21 protein-coding genes are annotated in these 21,122 nt (G+C 37.7%); 12 read left to right on the forward strand and 9 right to left on the reverse strand.

Features of this window, described 5'->3' with window-relative positions; genetic code table 11:
- Positions 1 to 5 precede the first annotated feature (5 nt).
- A complete protein-coding gene (locus RMA94_RS02775) occupies positions 6 to 632 on the reverse strand; it encodes a lysophospholipid acyltransferase family protein (protein WP_130173327.1) in 627 nt (208 codons plus the stop codon).
- A 127-nt stretch (positions 633 to 759) separates the two neighbouring features.
- On the opposite strand from RMA94_RS02775, the gene RMA94_RS02780 reads away from it, so the two are divergent.
- The 6 genes from RMA94_RS02780 to RMA94_RS02805 all read left to right on the forward strand — a co-directional run bounded on the left by RMA94_RS02780 (position 760) and on the right by RMA94_RS02805 (position 7,726).
- Entirely contained in the window at positions 760 to 2,019 is a 1,260-nt protein-coding gene (locus RMA94_RS02780; RefSeq protein ID WP_311081765.1) for an MFS transporter, read from the forward strand.
- A 73-nt stretch (positions 2,020 to 2,092) separates the two neighbouring features.
- Positions 2,093 to 2,284: a hypothetical protein gene (locus RMA94_RS02785; RefSeq protein WP_086265301.1), complete on the forward strand. Its 192-nt coding sequence runs from the start codon at positions 2,093 to 2,095 to the stop codon at positions 2,282 to 2,284.
- 272 nt (positions 2,285 to 2,556) lie between these two features.
- Positions 2,557 to 3,849 carry a DcaP family trimeric outer membrane transporter gene (locus tag RMA94_RS02790; protein ID WP_002116353.1) on the forward strand — a complete coding sequence of 431 codons (1,293 nt, stop codon included), beginning with the start codon at positions 2,557 to 2,559 and terminating at the stop codon, positions 3,847 to 3,849.
- 180 nt (positions 3,850 to 4,029) lie between these two features.
- Positions 4,030 to 5,679 carry a phosphoethanolamine transferase gene (locus RMA94_RS02795; protein ID WP_069141419.1) on the forward strand — a complete coding sequence of 550 codons (1,650 nt, stop codon included), beginning with the start codon at positions 4,030 to 4,032 and terminating at the stop codon, positions 5,677 to 5,679.
- A 14-nt stretch (positions 5,680 to 5,693) separates the two neighbouring features.
- Positions 5,694 to 6,368 (forward strand): DNA-binding response regulator PmrA, encoded by a 675-nt coding sequence (locus tag RMA94_RS02800; RefSeq protein ID WP_032006521.1) that lies wholly within the window; start codon positions 5,694 to 5,696, stop codon positions 6,366 to 6,368.
- Positions 6,369 to 6,391: 23 nt separating this feature from the next.
- Complete coding sequence (locus RMA94_RS02805; protein ID WP_017482107.1) at positions 6,392 to 7,726, forward strand: two-component system sensor histidine kinase PmrB; 1,335 nt, start codon at positions 6,392 to 6,394, stop codon at positions 7,724 to 7,726.
- A 1-nt stretch (position 7,727) separates the two neighbouring features.
- Here RMA94_RS02805 and RMA94_RS02810 read toward each other — a convergent pair whose 3' ends face one another.
- Entirely contained in the window at positions 7,728 to 8,435 is a 708-nt protein-coding gene (locus tag RMA94_RS02810) for a phosphatase PAP2 family protein (protein WP_081309798.1), read from the reverse strand.
- 69 nt (positions 8,436 to 8,504) lie between these two features.
- Between RMA94_RS02810 and RMA94_RS02815 the strand changes: the two genes are divergently transcribed.
- Positions 8,505 to 8,666 carry a hypothetical protein gene (locus RMA94_RS02815; protein ID WP_100743397.1) on the forward strand — a complete coding sequence of 54 codons (162 nt, stop codon included), beginning with the start codon at positions 8,505 to 8,507 and terminating at the stop codon, positions 8,664 to 8,666.
- 48 nt (positions 8,667 to 8,714) lie between these two features.
- Here RMA94_RS02815 and RMA94_RS02820 read toward each other — a convergent pair whose 3' ends face one another.
- Complete coding sequence (locus RMA94_RS02820; RefSeq protein WP_069124115.1) at positions 8,715 to 9,902, reverse strand: ammonium transporter; 1,188 nt, start codon at positions 9,900 to 9,902, stop codon at positions 8,715 to 8,717.
- Between the two features lie 302 nt (positions 9,903 to 10,204).
- Positions 10,205 to 11,089, reverse strand: coding sequence for a LysR family transcriptional regulator (locus RMA94_RS02825; protein WP_311081771.1), 885 nt, complete (start codon positions 11,087 to 11,089; stop codon positions 10,205 to 10,207).
- A gap of 117 nt (positions 11,090 to 11,206) precedes the next feature.
- On the opposite strand from RMA94_RS02825, the gene RMA94_RS02830 reads away from it, so the two are divergent.
- The gene (locus RMA94_RS02830) at positions 11,207 to 12,112 is read left to right on the forward strand and encodes an AEC family transporter (protein WP_311081773.1); all 906 of its coding nucleotides are present in this window, start codon (positions 11,207 to 11,209) and stop codon (positions 12,110 to 12,112) included.
- 127 nt (positions 12,113 to 12,239) lie between these two features.
- On the forward strand, positions 12,240 to 13,256 hold the full coding sequence (locus RMA94_RS02835; RefSeq protein WP_311081774.1) for a molecular chaperone DnaJ: 1,017 nt from the start codon (positions 12,240 to 12,242) through the stop codon (positions 13,254 to 13,256).
- A 47-nt stretch (positions 13,257 to 13,303) separates the two neighbouring features.
- On the opposite strand, the gene RMA94_RS02840 is transcribed toward RMA94_RS02835, so the two are convergent.
- The 3 genes from RMA94_RS02840 to RMA94_RS02850 form a co-directional block, all read right to left on the reverse strand.
- Positions 13,304 to 14,212, reverse strand: coding sequence for a sce7725 family protein (locus tag RMA94_RS02840; protein ID WP_086354777.1), 909 nt, complete (start codon positions 14,210 to 14,212; stop codon positions 13,304 to 13,306).
- On the reverse strand, positions 14,178 to 15,062 hold the full coding sequence (locus RMA94_RS02845; RefSeq protein ID WP_086354776.1) for a sce7726 family protein: 885 nt from the start codon (positions 15,060 to 15,062) through the stop codon (positions 14,178 to 14,180). The genes RMA94_RS02840 and RMA94_RS02845 overlap by 35 nt, the downstream gene beginning before the upstream one ends.
- An 86-nt stretch (positions 15,063 to 15,148) precedes the next feature.
- Positions 15,149 to 18,046 carry a valine--tRNA ligase gene (locus tag RMA94_RS02850; RefSeq protein ID WP_311081778.1) on the reverse strand — a complete coding sequence of 966 codons (2,898 nt, stop codon included), beginning with the start codon at positions 18,044 to 18,046 and terminating at the stop codon, positions 15,149 to 15,151.
- A 196-nt stretch (positions 18,047 to 18,242) separates the two neighbouring features.
- Between RMA94_RS02850 and RMA94_RS02855 the strand changes: the two genes are divergently transcribed.
- The 3 genes from RMA94_RS02855 to RMA94_RS02865 are packed head-to-tail and all read left to right on the forward strand — an operon-like array spanning position 18,243 to position 20,235.
- Positions 18,243 to 18,914 carry a hypothetical protein gene (locus tag RMA94_RS02855; protein WP_032005364.1) on the forward strand — a complete coding sequence of 224 codons (672 nt, stop codon included), beginning with the start codon at positions 18,243 to 18,245 and terminating at the stop codon, positions 18,912 to 18,914.
- A gap of 25 nt (positions 18,915 to 18,939) precedes the next feature.
- Positions 18,940 to 19,746: an SDR family NAD(P)-dependent oxidoreductase gene (locus RMA94_RS02860; protein WP_014207498.1), complete on the forward strand. Its 807-nt coding sequence runs from the start codon at positions 18,940 to 18,942 to the stop codon at positions 19,744 to 19,746.
- 54 nt (positions 19,747 to 19,800) lie between these two features.
- Positions 19,801 to 20,235, forward strand: a complete 435-nt coding sequence (locus tag RMA94_RS02865; protein ID WP_057085977.1) for a nuclear transport factor 2 family protein — start codon at positions 19,801 to 19,803, stop codon at positions 20,233 to 20,235.
- On the opposite strand, the gene RMA94_RS02870 is transcribed toward RMA94_RS02865, so the two are convergent.
- A complete protein-coding gene (locus tag RMA94_RS02870; RefSeq protein WP_182917818.1) occupies positions 20,232 to 20,666 on the reverse strand; it encodes a YbjQ family protein in 435 nt (144 codons plus the stop codon). The genes RMA94_RS02865 and RMA94_RS02870 overlap by 4 nt on opposite strands.
- 7 nt (positions 20,667 to 20,673) lie before the next feature.
- On the reverse strand, positions 20,674 to 21,024 hold the full coding sequence (locus RMA94_RS02875; RefSeq protein WP_000927245.1) for a YbjQ family protein: 351 nt from the start codon (positions 21,022 to 21,024) through the stop codon (positions 20,674 to 20,676).
- Positions 21,025 to 21,122: the final 98 nt, after the last annotated feature.

Here is a 21,122-nt window from a genome sequence, read left to right on the forward strand (position 1 = left end):
TTTTGCTAGGTTTTTTTCACTAGATTTTGTAAAGGTTCAGCCAGCCAATTACGATTTTTCGGTGAAATTTTTCCTTCATAACGCTCAAAAATCTTTTCTAAATCTTCTTCATAGTTGCCGCTTGGGTTTAAGTGCCCTAAACAGTGAATAGTCTTATGATCATAATCAAAAGAAAACATGACAATGGGAATATGAGCTTTTGCAGCAATATGGTAAAAACCACTTTTCATTTTTTTTGCTTTCTTACGTGTACCTTCGGGCGCCATTCCAATCCAGATCTTGTCATGGTTTTGAATGGTTGCAACGACTTGCTCAGTAAGTCCATTGGCAGTGTCACGTTTAACTGGAATGACTCCAGCCCAATCTAAAGCTCGTTTAAACGGTGGTTTAAAAAGGGCATCTTTACCTAGTACCGTAATTTGAATACCTAATCCAAAAATTGCAAGAAAGCCATACCATCCATCAATATTGGAAGTATGGGGGGAAATAATTGCCACTGCTTTTGGAAAATTAGGAACTTCGCCTTCAATTGTCCAACCTTGCGCTAAAAAAAGTTTTTTAAATAGTGCTCGGCTTAAAGCAGTACCGCGTTGAGGCACCAAATCAGGTAAATTAGGGAAATGTTGATCCATATTTTTTAAATTTTAACTTGTCCTAGTTTTATCTTAATCTTTTGAAATATATGCTTCATTGGCAAAATGTAAGAACAAAATGACATTTGATGTTATTCCTCATTAAACAAATAAAAAGTAGGTTTCTATGGTGCGGCAGCAAAATCTTTATCTTCTGCTATTTTCCTTATATTGGGCACAAGGACTGCCTGTCGGGTTCATGACGCATGCTTTACCCGTGATCTTAAGAGCAGAAGGAGTATCCCTCGCCCATATTGGTGGCTTTGGCTTATTAATGTTGCCGTGGTCAATCAAGATTTTTTGGGCGCCGTGGGTCGACCGACATGCACTTTCCCGTCTAGGGCACTACCGTAGTTGGATTTTACCTACCCAGTTTCTGACTGTGGGGGTGCTGTGCATTTTGTCTTTTTTCCCCGTTCAGGCTTTAGATCAACCGATTTATTTATTAGCCTTTTTTATTTCACTACTTTTTATGAACTTAACTGGAGCAACACAAGACATTGCTACCGATGCTTTAGCAGTCAATTTGTTGAAACATGACCAGCAGCATTGGGGCAACACATTTCAGGTGATTGGTTCACGCTTAGGATTTATTGTGGGGGGAGGCGCCGTACTTTGGTGCTTAGACTGGTTAACATGGCAACCCACTTTTTTGCTATTAGCAACCTTAGTATTTTTAAATACTTTACCTATTTGGTTATTTAAAGAACCTCGACATACTTCTCGTTCAAAGCGCGAGCTCAAACTTAATCAACTAAATCTAACCACAAAAATTAAGGCTTATTTGAGTTACTTTTCTCAAAATAAAGAACTCCGTTCTTGGTTAGTGGTGCTGATCACTTTTAAAGTAGCAGACGGCTTAGCTGGGCCATTACTCAAACCTTTAATGGTGGATATGGGGCTAAGTTTTACCCAAATTGGTGTTTATATCACGATGCTAGGTGCAGTAGCCGCACTCGCTGGAGCGGCAATGGCAGGGGGAGTACTTAAGTACTTTTCAAGACCAACAGCATTAATTGTTTTTTCAGTTTTTAAAATTATGAGTCTAGGAGCCTATGCTTATTTAGCCTATGCCTATGAACAAAAAAATCAGTTGAATGTCTGGGTTATCTATACAGTCAATGCTTTAGAAGATGTATTCTCGGCAATGCTGTTAGTGGTTATGTTGACTCTAGTCATGTATTACAGTCGAAAAGAATATGCGGGGACAGATTTTACGTTTCAGGTTTCAGTCATGGCGACTGTGAGTGGTCTTCTTTATAGTTTTAGTGGGGTGATTGGAGATGTGCTCGGTTATTTCCATTATTTGATAGCTATTGTCATTATTGGAGTGCTCAGTTTACTGCCTATTTATCTCTGGAAACATGCGAAACTACAGGAAAAGTAAAGTTAACTAAATGAAATAAAGAAACTTAATGTCGATTAAGTATTAATCTAAGTGTGCTCTAATACATTTGTCTATGTTTCTTAAAATGTATATTTTTAGCTATTTTAATGCTCAATTAATTGTGCCATCTTGTTTGAGTAGCAAATGGAAGCTAAAAGGAGAAAAAATGGATTTGGATAACAATAAAAATCATGTGAATCAATCAAAATGGACAGAAAAATGTTCAATTAGATTGGTTATTAGCCTAAAGTCTAAAAAAGAATAATGAAATAACGATTTAATCATTCTATAAGATAAGAGAGTTGTGTAGGATTCGTTACAACATGAAGTTAAGGTAAAAATCTGTAAATCAAAGTATGTTTTTTATGTCTTTGTTTATAGGTTTTAGTCTTGCACAACGTTGAAATTGGTTTTGGTTGCGGTAATAAAATTAATGTAACCAATGTGGAGGAGAGTTGATTTTTTAGCCCCTAATTTAATGGCGTAAATCAACTTGGCATGGATAGGCAACATAAAATATATTTTTAGGAGTTTTTGATGGATCTATTCCTTAATCGTAAATCTTTCGTTATTAAAAGTTTAGCTCTTACAGTTACAGCTTTAATGATGAGTGGGGCACATGCTGCGACTTCCGACAAAGCGGAAATTCAACAGCTTCGTAAAGAAGTTGAAGCGTTAAAAGCTTTAATTCAAGAACAACGTCAAGTTCAGCAACAACAACAGCAAGTACAGCAACAACAGCAAGTACAGTTAGCTGAAGTTAAGGCACAACCTCAAGCTGCTGCACCAGCTTCTCCATTAGCATCATTAAAATCTAAAACTGGTGCTGATGTGAATCTATATGGTTTTGTTCGTGGCGATGCTAACTATATTATCGAAGGTGCGGATGGTGACTTCGCTGATGTAAGTAAGTCTAATGGTGAAGCAAAAGATAAATTGCGTGCTACTGCTAAAACGACTCGTCTAGGTTTAGATTTTACTGCTCCTGTAAGCAATGCCAAAGTTGGTGGTAAAATTGAGTTGGACTTTGCAAGTGGTGACAATAACAAATCTGAAAACGTACGTATTCGTCATGCTTACTTAACTTATAACAACTGGTTGTTTGGTCAAACTACATCTAACTTCTTGGCGAGCCACGCACCAGAAATGATCGACTTTTCGACGAACATTGGTGGTGGTACAACACGTATTCCACAAGTACGTTATAACTATAAATTAGCTCCTGCGACTCAATTATTTGTTTCAGCTGAGGAAGGTAATAGTTCAGCAACAGGTGACTCAGTTAAATATAGATTACCTGTATTAACAGCTAAAATTACTCAAGGTTATGCTGGTGGTAATGGTAATGCTTCTGCTCGAGCTTTTGTTGAAAACTACAAATCAGGAAAGGGCGATGACCAGACTGGGTGGGGCGTTGCTGCAGGTACTGACTTTAAAGTAGCAGATCCTTTAAAACTCTTTGCTGATGCTTCTTATGTTGTAGGTAACAGTAACTACTTATATGGTAGTAATTCTGCTTATACTTTAGTTAATGATAATATTGAGCAAAATGAATTTGTAGCTGTACAAGTGGGTGGAACTTATAAGATTTTACCTAACCTACGTGCTACTTTAGCATACGGTGCTCAATTCGCTGATGATGGCACAGACTATGCTAAAGCATATACTGCGGGTAATGAAAAAGTTCAGCAAGCATGGCTCAACGTCATTTATACACCAGTTAAACCAATTGACTTAGGTATTGAATATGTTAATGGTAAACGCGAAACCTTTGCTGGTGATGATTACAAAGACAACCGTGTTGGTTTAATGGCTAAATATAGTTTCTAAAAACAATATTTAGTTAAAAGCTCACAAGACGAGGTTAAATTTAACCTCGTCTTTTTATTATACAAAATTTAAAAAAGTAGCATGTATTAAGGTCTTTGAATTAGATCATTTTTTATTTAAGTCATTTTTAAGTTTCCATTTCTACAGTAAAGCATCATAAAAAGATTGTAGTCACCCAAGATGCTGAATTTTTTTTCCACTTTAAAAAATAAACAGATTTCACTGTTTATGTTTAACTTTATTATAGCCAGTTGGTTAGGGGCAATTCTAAATATTGGTTTTTATCGCCAAGTCCATCTTTTAACTCCATATTTTGGAATAAAGGCTATTCTATTTTTAGCTGCTACTGTACTTATTGTGGTTGCTGCTTATTATGCGGTTTTACAGATTTTAAACTGGAAATGGACCGCTAAAATTTTTGCAATTTTACTGGTCGTGATTGGTGGTTTTAGCTCTTATTTCGTGAATACCTTAGGCGTAATTATCTCGCCCGATCAGATTCAAAATATGATACAAACCGATGTATCTGAAGTTTCTGATCTAATTTCATTACGTTTTGGACTCTGGACAGTTTTCTTTGTTGTTTTACCTATTATTTTAATTACTCAGGTAAAACTTAAAAAAGAAAAAACATCTCATTTATTGTTGAAAAAAATTAGTTCAATCATTGCTTCTTTCGCAATCGTTGGTCTTTTGCTATTTGTTTATTATGTTGATTTCGCAGCGATCTTTCGTGAGCATCGTGATCTAAAAGGTATGATTTCACCTCAAAATAGTATTTCATCTTTAATGTCTTATTATCATAAAAAGGCACCTAAGAAGAACTTGCCATTAATACACTATGGTGAAGATGCTCATCAAATTCAGCAAGTACAAAGCAACTTGCCTAAATTAATGGTTTTAGTTGTGGGCGAGACTGCACGTGCAGAAAGTTTTGCATTAAATGGTTATTCGAAAAATACGAATCCGGAGCTTTCTAAACAGGAGGTTTTGAATTTCTCGCAAGTTAGCTCATGTGGTACAGCAACAGCTGTGTCGGTTCCATGTATGTTCTCTGGCATGCCACGTGTTGACTATGATGAACAACTTGCAAGCCATCGTGAAGGTTTATTAGACATTGCCAAGCGTGCGGGCTACCAAGTGACTTGGATTGATAATAACTCTGGGTGTAAAGGGGCTTGTGATCGTGTGGAGGAATACCAAATACCAGAAAAGTTAAAGCAAAAATGGTGTAAAGACGGCGAATGCTACGATGATATTTTAATTGATAGCTTAAATGAGTATTTAGCGACTATTCCTAAAGAAGACATCCGTCCACGCCTGATTGTTTTACATCAAGTCGGAAGTCATGGTCCAGCCTATTACAAGCGTGCGCCTGCCCAATATCAACCGTTTAAACCGACTTGTGACACTAATGCGATACAGGGCTGCTCTCAAACGGAGTTATTAAATAGTTATGATGACACGATTGTATATACAGACCATGTATTAAGTCAGATCATTAATAACTTAAAAGACCTATCGAAATATCAAACAGGTTTATGGTATTTATCTGATCATGGTGAATCAACTGGTGAACATGGTTTATATTTACATGGCTCACCGTATGCAATTGCACCGAGTCAACAAACACATGTACCAATGATAATGTGGTTTTCTGATAAATGGAAACAACATAATCTTGCACAAGTAAGTTGTTTAAGCCAACAAACTAAAGAAAAGTTAAGTCAGGATAATTTATTCCCAAGCTTATTAAGTTTGTTAGATGTAAGAACTCAGGTCATCAACCCTCAACTGGATATGTTGCACTCTTGTGCCCATGTGAATTAAAGCGAGCCTAAAACATGACAAAAATCTTGATGATTGAAGATGATTTTATGATTGCACAGTCAACAATAACGTTGCTGCAATATCATCAATTTGAAGTGGAGTGGGTCAATAATGGCTTAGATGGCCTAGCCCAGTTGGCTAAAAATAAATTCGATTTAATTCTTTTGGACTTAGGGCTACCTATGATGGATGGCATGCAGGTCTTAAAGCAAATTCGCCAAAGAGCAGCAACTCCCGTCTTAATTATTTCAGCGCGAGATCAGTTACAAAACCGTGTTGATGGCTTAAACCATGGTGCAGATGATTACTTGATCAAACCATACGAGTTTGATGAATTACTTGCTCGTATTCATGCGCTATTACGCCGTAGTGGCGTAGAGGCTCAGCTTGCGAATCATGAGCAACTATTACAAAGTGGTGATCTGGTTTTAAATGTTGAACAACATATTGCAACCTTTAAAGGACAGCGTATTGATTTGTCTAATCGTGAATGGGCAATTCTGATTCCTTTAATGAGTCACCCAAATAAAATCTTTTCTAAAGCAAATCTTGAAGATAAGTTATATGATTTCGATAGTGATGTGACCAGTAACACGATTGAAGTATATGTGCATCACCTGAGAGCTAAACTCGGGAAAGACTTTATCCGAACGATTCGAGGATTGGGTTACCGTTTAGGGCAATCGTAACTTAATTTTGGAACTTCTTAACAGTGCATTATTCATTAAAAAAACGACTGATTTGGGGCACCTCAATTTTCAGTGTCATCTTAGGTTGTATATTAATTTTTAGTGCGTATAAAGTTGCACTGCAAGAAGTTGATGAAATTTTAGATACGCAAATGCGTTATTTAGCTGAACGAACAGCTGAATATCCATTGAAAACGGTAAGCAGTGAGTTTGATTTTCATAAAACTTATCATGAAGAAGACCTGTTTGTAGATATTTGGGCTTATAAAGATCAAGCCCATTTATCACACCATCTCCATTTATTGGTTCCACCTGTTACACAAGCTGGCTTTTACTCACATAAAACCAGTAACGGCTTAATCCGTACTTATGTTTTACCGTTAAAAGATTACCAGATTCAGATTAGCCAGCAAGAAAAGGTTCGTGAGGCTTTTGCTTGGGAACTTGCAGGTAGCATGTTCATTCCATATCTGATTATCTTACCATTTGCGATTTTTGCTTTAGCTGCAATTATTCGTCGTGGGCTAAAGCCGATCGATGACTTTAAAAATGAACTGACTCATCGTGACTCAGAAGAGCTGACGCCTATTGAAGTTGTAGATTATCCTCAAGAATTGTTACCCACAATTGATGAAATGAATCGACTTTTTGAGCGCATTTCTAAGGCACAAAACGAGCAGAAACAGTTCATTGCAGATGCAGCCCATGAACTTCGAACCCCTGTGACTGCTTTAAATTTACAAACTAAAATTTTAATTAGTCAATTTCCTGAGCAGGAATCGCTGCAAAATTTGAGTAAAGGATTAGCGCGTATTCAGCACTTGGTGACACAGCTTTTAGCGCTGGCTAAGCAGGATGTGTCTTTAAGTGTGATTGAACCGACGAGGGCTTTTCAGCTTAATGATGTCGCTTTAAATTGTGTTGAACAGCTTGTTAATCTGGCTATGCAAAAAGAAATCGATTTAGGGTTTGTTCGTAATGAACCAATTGAAATGCATAGTGTTGAACCAACAGTTCATTCAATTATTTTTAACTTAATTGATAACGCAATCAAATATACCCCTCATGAGGGGATGATTAATATTTCTGTTTTTACTGCTACAGATGGCGATGCGTGTATACAAATTGAAGATAGCGGCGCGGGGATCGACCCAGAACATTATGATAAAGTTCTAAAACGTTTTTACCGTGTACATCACCATCTTGAAGTAGGGAGTGGTTTAGGTCTATCCATTGTTGACCGAGCAACTCAACGTTTAGGTGGGACTTTGACACTAGACAGAAGTTTAGAGCTTGGTGGACTTTCAGTTTTGGTTAAACTTCCGAAGATTTTACATGTTCACGAAACAAGGACTTGAGTTAGACAAGTTCTTGTTTGATTCGTTTTTCAAACTCAAAGCGGTGAATACAAACGGCATAAAACAAGATATTTACCGCCCAAACTACCCAACCTGTCCATAAATTATGACTCAGGAAATGTGCTCCACGCATCATTTGTGCCCATCCCATCATAAAGCCTAATAAAATGCCTGAAATGAGATAAAAATAGGCACGTTTGGGTTGTTCAAGACGATAAACAAAATAACCTGTCATTAAAATAAAGCCAGCGCTTGCATGTCCACCCGGAAAGCAATGCCCGTGCTTGGCAGTAAAATCCCACACATAACTTAAAGTAGTGGGATGAACCATATTCCAAGGACACGCATGAGCAGATTGTGATTTTAAGAGACCAACCAGTGCGCTACCAATCATGCTCACAAAAAACATATAACCATATTGCCAGCGATAAAGCTTTAATTTCTTAACTTTAAATGACGCAAGCCATAGACCGAAAAAGATGACATAAATGCCAGTAATGATCTGTTTTACAATTTCATGATTAAGTCTTTCCAGATACCAATTGTCTCGATTGAAAAAATGACCTGTTGAATCGATCCAAGGCTGGATGAGGTACATATCAATTTTCCCACCCACTGGAAAAACGATTAAAAGCAGGAAAAAACTGAGAAAAAGAAAGATGATATTAATTTGGAAAAATTGTTTTTGTTGATTCATGCCATGCAACATCAATTAGATTGTGGGTAAAGGCATTACATAAAATAAAACTTAAATTGCTCTTAAACTAAATTTAATTTCGTGACCAAAATGATAAGTGAGTGTATCCATTCACAACCTGTTGAGCATAAGAAGTTTAAAGTTTTTGCAAACTATTTGAATAGTAATAAACAAGGAACAGGTTTTGTGAATGGAAATGGTTTTGGTTACTTTTGCCGAAACAAAAGTAACGTAATTGACTGATGTTATTTGCTATTATAGAAGAAAAGACTCTGTCGTGCCTACACAGAATTAAAACATACCCTCTTCAGAGTTTGCCGAAATCTTATGAATAGATAAATCTGCACCACGAAACTCGTCTTCTTGAGATAAACGAATGCCAATGGTCGCTTTAAGTAAACCGTAAACAATAAAGCCGCCAGCAAGCGCAATACCGATCGCGAGCGCTGTTCCGATGAGTTGTGAGGCAAAAGATACGCCGCCTAAGCCACCAAGCCATTGTTGACCAAATAAACCTACTGCAATACCACCAAATGCGCCACATACACCATGTAGCGGCCATACACCTAACACATCGTCAACTTTAAGTTTGTTTTGAGTATAGGTGAATAGATAAACAAACATAGCCCCAGCTGCACCACCAATCACAAGTGCACTGATTGGATGAACAATGTCAGAGCCGGCACAGATTGCCACTAAACCAGCAAGTGGACCGTTGTGTAAGAAGCCTGGGTCATTTTTCCCAATCGCATTTGCTGTAATTGTACCCCCAACCATTGCCATAAGTGAGTTAATGGCAACTAAGCCAGAAATAGCATCAACACGCTGAGCACTCATGACGTTAAAGCCAAACCAGCCGACAATCAAAATCCATGAACCAAGCGCCAAAAATGGAATAGAAGAAGGGGGATGAGCACTTACACGACCATCTTTCTTATAACGACCAGAACGTGCACCCAATAAAATGACAGCAGCAAGTGCAATCCAACCGCCCATGGCATGAACTACGACTGAACCCGCAAAGTCGTGAAAAGCTGCGCCAAAGGTTGTTTCTAACCACTTTTGTAGACCATAGTTACCATTCCAGACCATGCCTTCGAAAAATGGATAAACCAGCGCAACTAAAGCGAGTGTTGCAATCGCTTGTGAACGCATTTTTGCACGTTCAGCAATACCACCCGAAATAATGGCAGGAATTGCCGCAGCAAACGTGAGTAAAAAGAAGCAACGCATAAGGTTGTAGCCATGATCACTTGATAAAACCGTACCATCATGGAAGAAGTGCTGGCCATAAGAAATGTAGTAGCCAACAAAGAAATATGCGATTGCAGAAAGGGCAAAGTCAGTCAGAATTTTACTAAGTGCGTTCACCTGATTTTTATGGCGAACCGTACCAAGTTCCAAGAATGCAAAACCTGCGTGCATGGCAAGAACCAAAACTGCACCAAGTAATAAGAAAAATAGATCTACATTTTGCATAGCATGCTCGAAAAAAGTGCTAAATTCCATTTTGGAACAAATCTGGGTCTGTAAATTGCACCAAAATAGATTTAAGGAATCTAAAAACCTAAGTTTGTCGAAACAAACTCAATTGCATAAAAGTGAATATGCAATAAGCGCACCAATTTGGATTAAATAAGTAGTTTTTGACGATAAATGGTGCGTTGATTTGGTTAAAGAGGGGTAGTTTTGGCGCTTTTTACGTTACAAGTCATCTAATACGCTTATAAATTGACCTGAAAAAGTTCGTTATAAAATTCCTAAAAATTATCTGTAATCATTTAATGATCTGACCAAACCGATTGTGCGACTTCAATAAAAGCTTTTGCAGCGGGACTCATGTGCTTTTTATTCTTGACTGCTAGACCAATAGAACGTTTAAGGTTCGGTTTAAAAGGGCGTTTAACTACATTTGGATAGAGTGACAGTAATTCTTTGGTGAGCACCATATCAGAGACAATAGAAACTCCTAACTGGTTATGGACCATGCTGACGATACTTAGAATTTGTGACACATAAAATTTGATGTCTGGTTTCACATTGAAGTTTTTTAAAATTAATTCGACCTGATGTCGACTACCAGCCATCGTCATAATAAAAGGGCAATTTTCTAGCTGGGCTGGATCAATATAGAGTTGTTGTGCAAGTGGAAATTGATTGGGAATTAAGGCAACAAAACGATCTTCAATCAAAGGGAATGTATCGAATCGCTCATCTGGCATAATCAAGAAACCAACTTCTATACGCCGTTCCAATAGCCACTGGGCAACTTCTTTATCTTCACCTTCATCAATATAAATTTCGATTTTAGGGTAGCGCTGCCGAAAGGTTTCTAAAATTTCAGGTAATAGATAAATGGAAGATGAAGCCCCAAAAGAACCAATACGTAATGTTCCTTCGTTTAAACCGTGGATGGCAGCCACTTCTTTTTCTAAGGTATCGGAAATACTCAATAGCTCTTTTACATGGGTCAATAACTGCTGACCTGTCGTAGTCAGCTCAATATCACTCTGGGATCTTGAAATCAAGTTAATACCCCATTGTTGTTCTAATGATTTAAGCGCATGAGAAACTGCTGACTGAGAAATTCCCAACTTTTCTGCTGTAGCCGTAAAGCTTTTTAGTTCTGCAATGAGTGCGAAAATTTCAAGTTGGGTAAATGTCATGTTGTATTTGTTATGAGTAAAAACTCATTTTATCATGAGTTTTCATTATCTTTAATATATGAGTAAGCCAAGGTCATTGCTAAAAACAGCAAGCCCAAACAAAACTCGAGTAAAGAAATGAATAGTATTGTTTTATCTCTTTTTCCTTTAGTTGCATTAATTGCATCGGGATACTTATTTAAAAAATATCGTTTTTTTAGCGATGAGTTTTGGGCTGGGGCAGAGAAGCTAAATTACTATATTTTATTTCCAGCTTTGCTTTTTAGTACGCTATCGACCACAAAAATTGACTTACAAAGCTTGAGTACAGCCATCATTGCGATGTTGATTGTGGTTTTAACAGTGACCGCCTTTTTATACATACTTCGAATGTTTTGGCACATACCGCCTGCACGTTTTGGTGTGCATGTACAAAGTATGGTTCGCTTTAATACCTATATTGGTTTGGCTTTAGTGACTTCGCTTTTTAAAAGCGAAGGAATGGCAATACTGGCAATTTTATTGGCGCTTTGCATTCCGCTTGTGAATGTTATTTCGGTGCTTGCATTAACCTCTAAAGAGCACATGGCAATTAAACCTGTTTTGATTGCACTTCTTAAAAATCCTTTAATTGCATCGTGTGTGATTGGGGCAGCAGTCAATGCACTGCATATCCCGATTTGGGAAGGCTTTACTCAGTTTATTAAGCTTTTTTCAGTGTCGAGTTTGCCACTAGGTTTGTTATGTGTTGGTGCAGCTTTACAGTTTATGCAAATTAAAAAAGACATTGTGGTATTGGCGGCAGACACGTTTGCTCGACTTTTAGCAGTACCTGCTTTGGCTTATATGGTCTGCATGTGGTTTGCTTTACCAAGTTTGCAAACACAAATTTTAGTTATTTTCTTTGCACTACCGACTGCTTCCGCTTCCTACATTTTAACCAAAGTTTTAGGTGGCGATAGTCAGCTCATGGCTGCCGTGATTAGCTTTCAAACTCTATGTGCTGCCGTGACTTTGCCAATGGTGATTTGGTGGATTTCTTAAAATATAAACTTTAGATAAGTCGCATTCTATTTTCTAAAAATGAATAGACTGATTCTGACTTAAAGAATGCTAGCTACCTTCCTCATATAATTATTGCTACACTTTTTTCTTTTTCAGGTGGATGAGTATGTCCTTTGATCTCAAAGTGAGCTTGCAGCAAAGGTCTGAACCGTCTGCACAGCAGAAAAAACTGAATCGCCTGATTGATAAAATAGAACAGCAAAAAGTTAGCCTGAGCACATGGCAAAATGCACAAGCTGAGATTCAACAGCACATACGGCAAAAACTGATGCCTGTGTATGGCGATTTACATGAAGTTTTATTTCAGCAGCTAGAGCAGCTTTGGAATATGTTGCATGGCCATGAGTTTTCCAAAGCAGACATGCAACGACTAGATGAAAAAAATGCCCAACTTGCACACATGTTGAAGCGCTCAAAAATGCTATCTGCTGAGCAGTTAGAGTTAGTGAGGCAGATCGATACCTTTTATCAGCAACATGCGGGGGAGTCGGCAAAAAAGTATAAAAAAGTTCAGTTAATAAAATTTGAATATGATGAAAGTGCTGAGCAAGGTTCAGAATTTGAAGAAGACTTTGAAAAGTATGCAGCCGAGCAACAACAAGCGAGAGAACAAGCCAAGCAGCAAAGACAGCAACAAAAACGTGAACAAGCCGAGCAAATGGCAGCGCAGTCGTTAAAAACGGTTTATTTAAAAATTGCCGCGATGATTCACCCAGACCGTGAGCAAGATGAAACCAAAAAAGAAGAAAAAACTGAGCTATTCCAACAAGCAAGTCAGGCCTATGAAAAGCAGGATTTGTTTTATTTACTTAAACTCCAGTTACAGCTTGAACAGAATAAAGGGCTAGGTACTAAAGAACTATCAGCCGAACAGTTGCGGTTTTATAAACTGGCTTTGGATGCACAAAGTCAGCAGCTTGAAAGTCAAATTGCTGAGATTTTGGATTCTTTTCAGTTAGCCAAGAATGTGAAAGCAGAACATGTACACATTAGTGATGTTTATAACGCTGTAGATGCTGACTGTGCTGAGCTAAAGCAGCAATTGAAGTGGGAGAAAGAACGTTTAAAACATATGAAAAAGGTGAGTGGGATAGAGATGTTGTTGAGGCATGGGGTTTTATAATCTAATAATCCCTCTTCTGGAGAAGAGGGATTATCTAATAAATGAATTTATGTGGAAGACAATTTGAGAAATTCGTTTGTAGTTTCAATATGATGCTTAATAGAAATTTTCTTACTGATTCCTAGTCCTGGATAGTGTTTTTTATTTCTATAGTTACGAAAATCATTAATAGCTGAAGTCTTATAAAATGAAACTTTGTCAAAATCAACATCTTGAAGGAACTTGTTGACCGCATCTAGAAATTTTTTTCCTACATTATCAGTAGAGTTGTCATCATATGATAAATAATGTTTTACATATTTTGTGTAATTTCTATTCAAATCAGTATATGTGCTATGAATTGCAACCACAAAGGCTGGACCTCCACCATTTGAATATTTTTTCGGTGTTATAGTAAAGTCACCGTAACCTATTACATTTTTTTTATTTTTAAATTGCACATTTAGATCTGTAAGTAAGCTTTCTGATGGGTAATCAGCATTTCTCTTTATCTTAGGGAAAAAATCACCATATAAAACGATGTTTTCAAGCTTATCAATTATTGACTCTCCCGTGTGTTGGGGAAGAAATAAAATTTTGGCTTGACTTAGTAAGTGTTCATCAATTGCATAGTATTCATCAAATAATAAAGTAAAGTCGTTAAATTTTTTTAGAAAAAAATCTGCATTTGGATTATTCATATTAATGCAAGGTAAATAGTCAATATTAATCTTGCTCGCTTCAAGGAGAGTGTAAAAGAGGTCAGAGTTGTTCTTATACTCCCCAATATTTGGATTCATTATAATAATAGGGCGAATATTCTTCTCGTTTAATTTCTTTACACTTAAAAGAAGGTCTTTAGTATTTTTTTTAACTGGTTCTATTATAGGTAAAAAATAGTCGAAACTATTTATTAGAGCTAATTCTTTTAAAGCAGATAATTCATGTTGTTTCCCACGGAGTATTGGAAAGTACATTTATTGTTTCCCCATTTTTTAATTGTATGATATCAGCGAGACTTCTTAGATCAGACTTTAGAAAGTTATAACTAATGACTGCATTAGTAAGTGATGTTGGAAACTTACTGATTATTTTATCATCATTCTTTCTCTTTTTTTTCAAAATTTCAATAAAAAATTTATTCAATTTTTTTTCGTTGGGGAAATTTTTAATAATAGTAAGACAATGGTCATATATTTCAGTATTTGGAACGTCTACATTCTTCTTTGTGATTTGATTAGCTAACAACTTAAACTCAGGTTGTCTTAATGATTGCATTATTAAATTTTTATCAATTACAAAGTTTTTAATATGTGATCTTCTAATCTTCTTTAGATTTAATTTGTTGTTAAACTCAATAATACCTATATATTCTGGTAAATAGTTTAAAAGCTTTTTTGTGAATTTAGGCGCACATACTACATATATTTCATTGAAAAGTTTTTCATACTCTTTTAATTGTAAGTCTAACCTTTGTAAGCTATCAAATTCAGTCTTAATTTCATAGCAAGTTGATTTTCCATTTAATATTACACAATCTGCTTTTCTTTGGCCTACACGAAATTCTGTTAGAACCGTAGCATTTTCAAAACTATATTTTTCTAAAAATAATTTCTGAATAATCATATTCTTATATATATATTCATTTGCATAATTCTGACTTAATAATTTAAAAGATTCATTGAAAATATCTGCTATTGAAAACTCTTTATTAGTACTGAAAAAATCAATATGAATTTGATTAATAAACTCTAAGTTGCCTCGAGAAAGTTGTTGTAAATGAGCACTTGTAAATAGTTGTGCTAATTTTTTGTAGTCAGTATTCATATTTTATCCAGATAATCTATATGTCTAAGATAAAAAATCTCCCCTATGAATTTGACATAAGGGAGGTTTATCAAACCACTATATTATTAAAGCGCAGCAATTTGCTCCATATTCGCTTTAACTTTCTCTAACTGAGCAGCAAACTCGGCAAGCTTGGCTTTTTCACCTTCAACCACCGCTGCTGGTGCTTTAGAAACAAAGCCTTCATTTGCAAGTTTGCCCGCAATTTGGTCGTGTTGCTTTTGGATTTTATCCAAGTCTTTTTGCAAACGAGCAAGCTCAGCTTTAGGGTCAATTAAGCCTTTCATTGGTACAAATACCGATGCATGGCTTACAACGCTAGAGCAAGACAATGGAGGTTCTTGGTCTTTATTCAAGAACTCAATGCTTTCAACTTTAGCCAATGCTTTGAACAATGCTTCAATACGAATAATTTGTTCACGTTCAGCGTCAGACGTATTTTGAAGTAATACAGGCAATAAGCGCGCATTACCTAAGCCTAACTCACCACGAATGTTACGTACTGCACCAATCAAACCTTGAAGCCATTGCATGTCTGCTTCTGCTTGTTCGTTGATTTTTGCTTGCTCAGGAATAGGGTATTGAGCAGTCATAATCGTTGGGCCGCCTTGACCAAGCATTGGCGCAAGTGTTTGCCAGATTTCTTCTGTCAAATATGGCATTAACGGATGAGCCAAACGTAATGAAGCTTCCATCACAGCAAGTAATACACGGCGTACTTCAGCTTTACGCTCTTCTGAAACTTCTGCATCGTTAAGAACTGGTTTGGTTAACTCAACGTACCAGTCACAGTATTCATTCCAGATAAAGTCGTAAATTGCTTGAGCAGCAAGGTCTAAACGATACGTTGCAAACGCTTGGTGTACAGCAGCTTCTGCTTTTTGCAGACGGCTCATAATCCATTGTTCTGGAAGTTCCCAAAGATCAGGACGAGCGTCGGTACCAACAGTTTGACCTTCAACATTCATCAGAACGAAACGGGTCGCGTTCCAGATTTTGTTACAGAAGTTACGGTAGCCTTCAACACGTTTTAAGTCGAACTTGATGTCACGACCAGTGTTTGCAAGCGCACAGAACGTGAAACGTACTGCATCAGTACCATAAGCATTAATGCCTTCTGGGAACTCTTTGCGCGTAGATTTTTCAATCTTCGCAGCATCTTTCGGGTTCATTAAGCCAGTTGTACGTTTTGCAACTAAGCTTTCTAAATCAATACCGTCAATCAAGTCTAATGGATCAAGCACGTTACCTTTAGACTTCGACATTTTTTGACCTTCACCATCACGTACCAAGCCGTGAACGTAAACAGTCTTAAATGGAACTTGAGACGAACCATCTTCATTTTTCATGAAGTGCAGGGTCATCATAATCATGCGGGCAACCCAGAAGAAAATGATGTCAAAGCCAGTCACCAACACATCTGTTGAGTGGAAAGTTTTTAAGAAATCATTTGCTGCGTCTTTTTGTGCGTCGCCAGTCCAACCTAAAGTTGAGAATGTCCAAAGTGCAGATGAGAACCATGTATCAAGAACGTCTTCGTCTTGTTTAAGTTCAACGTCAGCAGCGATGTTATTTTTCGCGCGTACTTCTTCTTCGTTACGGCCAACATAGATGTTGCCATTCGCATCGTACCAAGCTGGAATACGGTGACCCCACCAAAGCTGACGAGAAATACACCAGTCTTGAATGTCACGCATCCACGCCATATACATGTTGCTGTACTGCTCTGGAACAAACTTAATGCGACCATCTTGAACTGCTTCAATTGCAGGCTCAGCAAGCGGAGCAATTTTTACGTACCATTGGTCAGTCAGTAACGGCTCAATGATCACGCCTGAACGGTCGCCACGTGGCGCTTTTAAGTCATACGGTTGGATTTGATCTAACCAGCCTTCCATTTCCGCTTGAGCAACTAATTTTTTACGTGCTTCAAAACGCTCTAAACCAGCATAGTCTGCAGGTGCAGTAATGGTTTTAGAAATTTGTTCGCCAGCTTTTGCAATATATTCAAACTCACCTAAAACTTCGGCATTTTTGTTGAAGATATTAATGATTGGTAAGCTATTGCGTTTACCTAGGTCATAGTCATTGAAGTCGTGAGCAGGCGTGATTTTTACACAGCCAGTACCGAAGTCTTTTTCAACATAGTCGTCAGCAACAATCGGAATTAAACGACCCGTAATTGGCAATACGATGTTTTTACCAACAAGGTGTGCATAACGCTCGTCTTCAGGGTGAACAGCAACCGCAGTATCACCAAGTAAAGTTTCAGGACGAGTTGTTGCAACGACTAAATAGTCTTTGCCGTCTTGAGTTTTAACTGATTTGTCTTCAAAGAAATATTTAAAGTGCCAAAGTGAGCCTTTTTCTTCTTTGCTTTCTACTTCAAGGTCAGAAAGAGCTGTTTGAAGTTTAGGGTCCCAGTTTACTAGGCGCTTACCACGGTAAATTAAACCGTCTTCGTGCAAACGAACGAATACTTCTTTAACTGCGTTTGATAAACCTTCGTCCATCGTGAAGCGTTCACGTGACCAGTCTACCGAAGAACCTAAACGACGGATTTGTTTCGTAATTGTGCCGCCAGATTGTTCTTTCCATTCCCAAACTTTTTCGATGAACTTATCACGACCCAAGTCATGACGAGTTACACCTTGTAAGCCAAGTTGACGCTCAACAACCATTTGAGTTGCAATACCAGCATGGTCTGTACCTGGTTGCCACAAAGTGTTTTTACCCATCATGCGGTTATAACGGGTGAGGGCATCCATAATGGCATTGTTAAAACCATGGCCCATGTGCAAACTACCAGTGACGTTTGGTGGCGGAATCATGATACAGAATGATTCACCGTGACCAGAAGGTTTGAAGTAACCTTGTTCTTCCCACGTTTTGTACCACTTCTTTTCGATCTCGGTTGGATCGTATGTGGTTGCAATATTTTGAGCGGTTTGAGCGTCAGTCATAGTAGCTTAGATCGAATATGCATAAAAAATTGCATCTATTGTAGCAAAAAAATGCCTCGAAATTAATGTGCTGAAAACAGATAAACGGTTTTGTATTTTTTTCAAAAAACGGTAGATTTATGAAAGATGGATCACAATTTAATCGTGTGGCGACACGGCACAAAAATTACAAAAGAATTGAAAAAGGATGCTGCTGATGAGTTATGAAGTTTTTTTGAAAATTTCCGATTCGACTTATACACAATTCGAGGCTATTCGGCAAAAACTGCATGATGGGGTAAGCCAAAGTCAGGCAAAACCTTTAGGCGATGTACTCTCTGATCTTTCTTGTGAAATTATTGAGCAGGTTTTTTCTGTGCTTTTACAGTCAGGAAATGCAAGCATGTCTCCAAAACAACAAGCTGAGTCTGAAAAAGTCATTCAGCAAGTTTTAGAGACTTTTCGAAAATATATGCCATGGTCGGTTTCATTCTTTGGAAATGAACGTCTTTTACCCTTAGTTGACTACATGACCTCTCTCATGAAAGAGCAAGGGCAGCAAGTTTATATTACCTATCCGGTCACGCTTCAACTGGTGCAACAAGCCGAAACCCTTACCCAGCAAATTCGTGATGGTAATATGCAAAGTATTACGGCTGCATTTGAAACACTCATACAAATTGTGGATTTAGGCGTAACAAGCCTAGTACGTGAACCTAAAAAGCGTTTAAAATTTAATTTGGTTGTCGATAAAACTCTTAACGGAGTCATCAACATGACGACGCATTTGGGCTATAAACGTTTGGAAAAGTTAGGGACACAGGTCGATCAGACCACAGCAACTCATTATATCAACCACTTTTTGGCCTTCATGCACCAAGCAGCATAATTTAAAAAGATAATAGGAACATCACATGGCCAAACTTGATACTTTGCAAAATAAAGTGGTATGGATTACGGGCGCATCTTCTGGTTTGGGTAAGGCCTTAGCAGGGGAATTGGCTTTACAAGGCGCAAAACTGATTTTGACCTCGCGTCGTTTTGAAGAATTAGAAGAGGTTCGGGTTGGCTTATTAAATCCCGATCATCATTTGTCTGTGGTCGCAGATATTACTGATGAAAAGCAGGTTCAAGAGGCTTACAAGCAGATTTTAAAGGCGAAAGGCCGTATTGACTGGCTCATCAATAATGCAGGTTTGAGTCAACGTGCTTTAATTAAAGACACGACAATGGCAACCGAACGCGCCATCATGGAAGTCGATTATTTCTCACAAGTCGCACTCACCAAAACCGTCCTACCGACCATGCTAAAACAAAAGTCTGGCCGAGTTGTATTTGTGTCGAGTGTAGCGGGTTTATTGGGTACACAGTACCGTGCAAGCTACTCGGCTGCTAAAGCAGCGATTCACATGTGGGCAAATAGTTTACGTGCTGAGGTCTCAGATCAAGGTGTCGAAGTTTCGGTTATTTTCCCTGGTTTTGTAAAAACTAATGTTTCTTTCAATGCACTCAATGGTGCAGGGGAACCTCAAGGCCATCAAGATGAAGCAATTGAAAATGGTTTAGAGGCAGATGTTTTTGCAGAGCAAGCTGTAAAAGCGTTAGTACAGGGTCAAGAATATATTGTTGTGGGTGGGACTAAAGAAAAACTAGGTGTAATGGTTTCTCGGATGTCACCAAAACTTCTTTATAAAATGATTCGGAAAACAAAAGTAAAATAAAAAAGTGATTTCGCCGTGCTAGATTGGTGAAAAAACCCGCATAGAAGGTTCGCCATGGATCAGGATTATCACCGTATTTTAGAAGTCGTCACGCGTTTTCAATTGGTCTTTGACCAGAAAAATTGGGATGCTTTTGATGAGTTGTTGGCAGATCAACTTGAGGTGGACTATTTCCAATTTAGAGGAGAGCCTTTATGTGTCGTGTCTTGTCATGAATATAAAGGTTCTCGGCAACAAGCTTTATCCCATTTGCGACTACAGCACAATTTGAGCAATCCTCTGGTTCGGATTGAACAAGATCAAGCATGGCTAGAATGTAATTATCAAATTTATCGTTTTTCAGAAAATGATTATTTTCATTCTTTTGGTCGTTATTATTTTACTTTGGCAAAACAACAAGACCAATGGAAAATTACCCGAATTTGCCAACATTTAACTAAAAATATTGGCAATCCACGTATTCATTTTTCTGAGGTTGGGCAGTATTAATCTTTAACTGCTGTTCCATAGGCAAAAACTTCGACCATTCCGCCTTGCATTCCGAGTTCGGTTGTACTCAGCCGAACTCCCATAATATGAGTAGCACCGACACTTTGAGCTTGTTGTTTTAAACGTACAATCGCCTCTCGGCGAGCACGCTCAACAATACTTTCATAACTGGTTAGTCTTCCGCCCAAAACATTTTTTATAGATGCCAATACATATTTAAAGTAATCATGAGAAATCACAACATTACTACTAACAAAATGGCCTAGCTGATCACTTGTTGCAAAACGATTAGTATCAATTCTGATATGGGCAAATTGTTGCTCTTTTTCTAGAAGTTCATTCAAATGTTTTCGTTCAATATAGCGGCCAAAAGCCCAACCAATGCTGAAAAGAATGAGAAAAATAACAAGCTGAAAAATAAGATTGTCCATTTTCTACCTATGCATTAAATGGATCGGGTAGATGAGGTGCTTGAGGCTGCACAACCACTGCTGTGCCATACACAAATAACTCAGAAGCACCTTGTGCAATATTGGAAGTTGAAAAGCGAATACCCACAATTGCATTAGCACCAAGTTGTTGGGCTTTTACAATCATACGCTGCATGGCTTCTTGGCGAGATTCTTCTAATAATTCGGTATAACCCGTAAGTTCACCACCCACGATATTTTTTAAACTTGCCATCAAGTCACGGCCAACATGCTTACTTCGAACGGTACTTCCGTAAACAACATCCAGCTGCTTTAAAATCTGGTGGCCTGGAACACTTTCTAAATTACTCAATAACATTGTTTTTTATCAATCTAAATTCTTAAGGTTTCAAGATAAAAAATATTCAGATGAGTTGCAATAAAAAAGCCCACCGAAGTGAGCTTTTATGAATAAGT

The sequence above is a fragment of the Acinetobacter sp. V115_6 genome (assembly GCF_031799025.1).
Taxonomy (GTDB): domain Bacteria; phylum Pseudomonadota; class Gammaproteobacteria; order Pseudomonadales; family Moraxellaceae; genus Acinetobacter; species Acinetobacter pittii.

Bases quoted from the DNA above. Each gene is read 5' to 3' on its own strand.
- RMA94_RS02775 (WP_130173327.1), bottom strand. From the start codon at position 632: ATGGATCAACATTTCCCTAATTTACCTGATTTGGTGCCTCAACGCGGT.
- RMA94_RS02780 (WP_311081765.1), top strand. From the start codon at position 760: ATGGTGCGGCAGCAAAATCTTTATCTTCTGCTATTTTCCTTATATTGG.
- RMA94_RS02785 (WP_086265301.1), top strand. From the start codon at position 2,093: ATGTTTCTTAAAATGTATATTTTTAGCTATTTTAATGCTCAATTAATT.
- RMA94_RS02790 (WP_002116353.1), top strand. From the start codon at position 2,557: ATGGATCTATTCCTTAATCGTAAATCTTTCGTTATTAAAAGTTTAGCT.
- RMA94_RS02795 (WP_069141419.1), top strand. From the start codon at position 4,030: ATGCTGAATTTTTTTTCCACTTTAAAAAATAAACAGATTTCACTGTTT.
- RMA94_RS02800 (WP_032006521.1), top strand. From the start codon at position 5,694: ATGACAAAAATCTTGATGATTGAAGATGATTTTATGATTGCACAGTCA.
- RMA94_RS02810 (WP_081309798.1), bottom strand. From the start codon at position 8,435: ATGTTGCATGGCATGAATCAACAAAAACAATTTTTCCAAATTAATATC.
- RMA94_RS02820 (WP_069124115.1), bottom strand. From the start codon at position 9,902: ATGCAAAATGTAGATCTATTTTTCTTATTACTTGGTGCAGTTTTGGTT.
- RMA94_RS02825 (WP_311081771.1), bottom strand. From the start codon at position 11,089: ATGACATTTACCCAACTTGAAATTTTCGCACTCATTGCAGAACTAAAA.
- RMA94_RS02830 (WP_311081773.1), top strand. From the start codon at position 11,207: ATGAATAGTATTGTTTTATCTCTTTTTCCTTTAGTTGCATTAATTGCA.
- RMA94_RS02835 (WP_311081774.1), top strand. From the start codon at position 12,240: ATGTCCTTTGATCTCAAAGTGAGCTTGCAGCAAAGGTCTGAACCGTCT.
- RMA94_RS02840 (WP_086354777.1), bottom strand. From the start codon at position 14,212: ATGTACTTTCCAATACTCCGTGGGAAACAACATGAATTATCTGCTTTA.
- RMA94_RS02845 (WP_086354776.1), bottom strand. From the start codon at position 15,062: ATGAATACTGACTACAAAAAATTAGCACAACTATTTACAAGTGCTCAT.
- RMA94_RS02850 (WP_311081778.1), bottom strand. From the start codon at position 18,046: ATGACTGACGCTCAAACCGCTCAAAATATTGCAACCACATACGATCCA.
- RMA94_RS02855 (WP_032005364.1), top strand. From the start codon at position 18,243: ATGAGTTATGAAGTTTTTTTGAAAATTTCCGATTCGACTTATACACAA.
- RMA94_RS02860 (WP_014207498.1), top strand. From the start codon at position 18,940: ATGGCCAAACTTGATACTTTGCAAAATAAAGTGGTATGGATTACGGGC.
- RMA94_RS02865 (WP_057085977.1), top strand. From the start codon at position 19,801: ATGGATCAGGATTATCACCGTATTTTAGAAGTCGTCACGCGTTTTCAA.
- RMA94_RS02870 (WP_182917818.1), bottom strand. From the start codon at position 20,666: ATGGACAATCTTATTTTTCAGCTTGTTATTTTTCTCATTCTTTTCAGC.
- RMA94_RS02875 (WP_000927245.1), bottom strand. From the start codon at position 21,024: ATGTTATTGAGTAATTTAGAAAGTGTTCCAGGCCACCAGATTTTAAAG.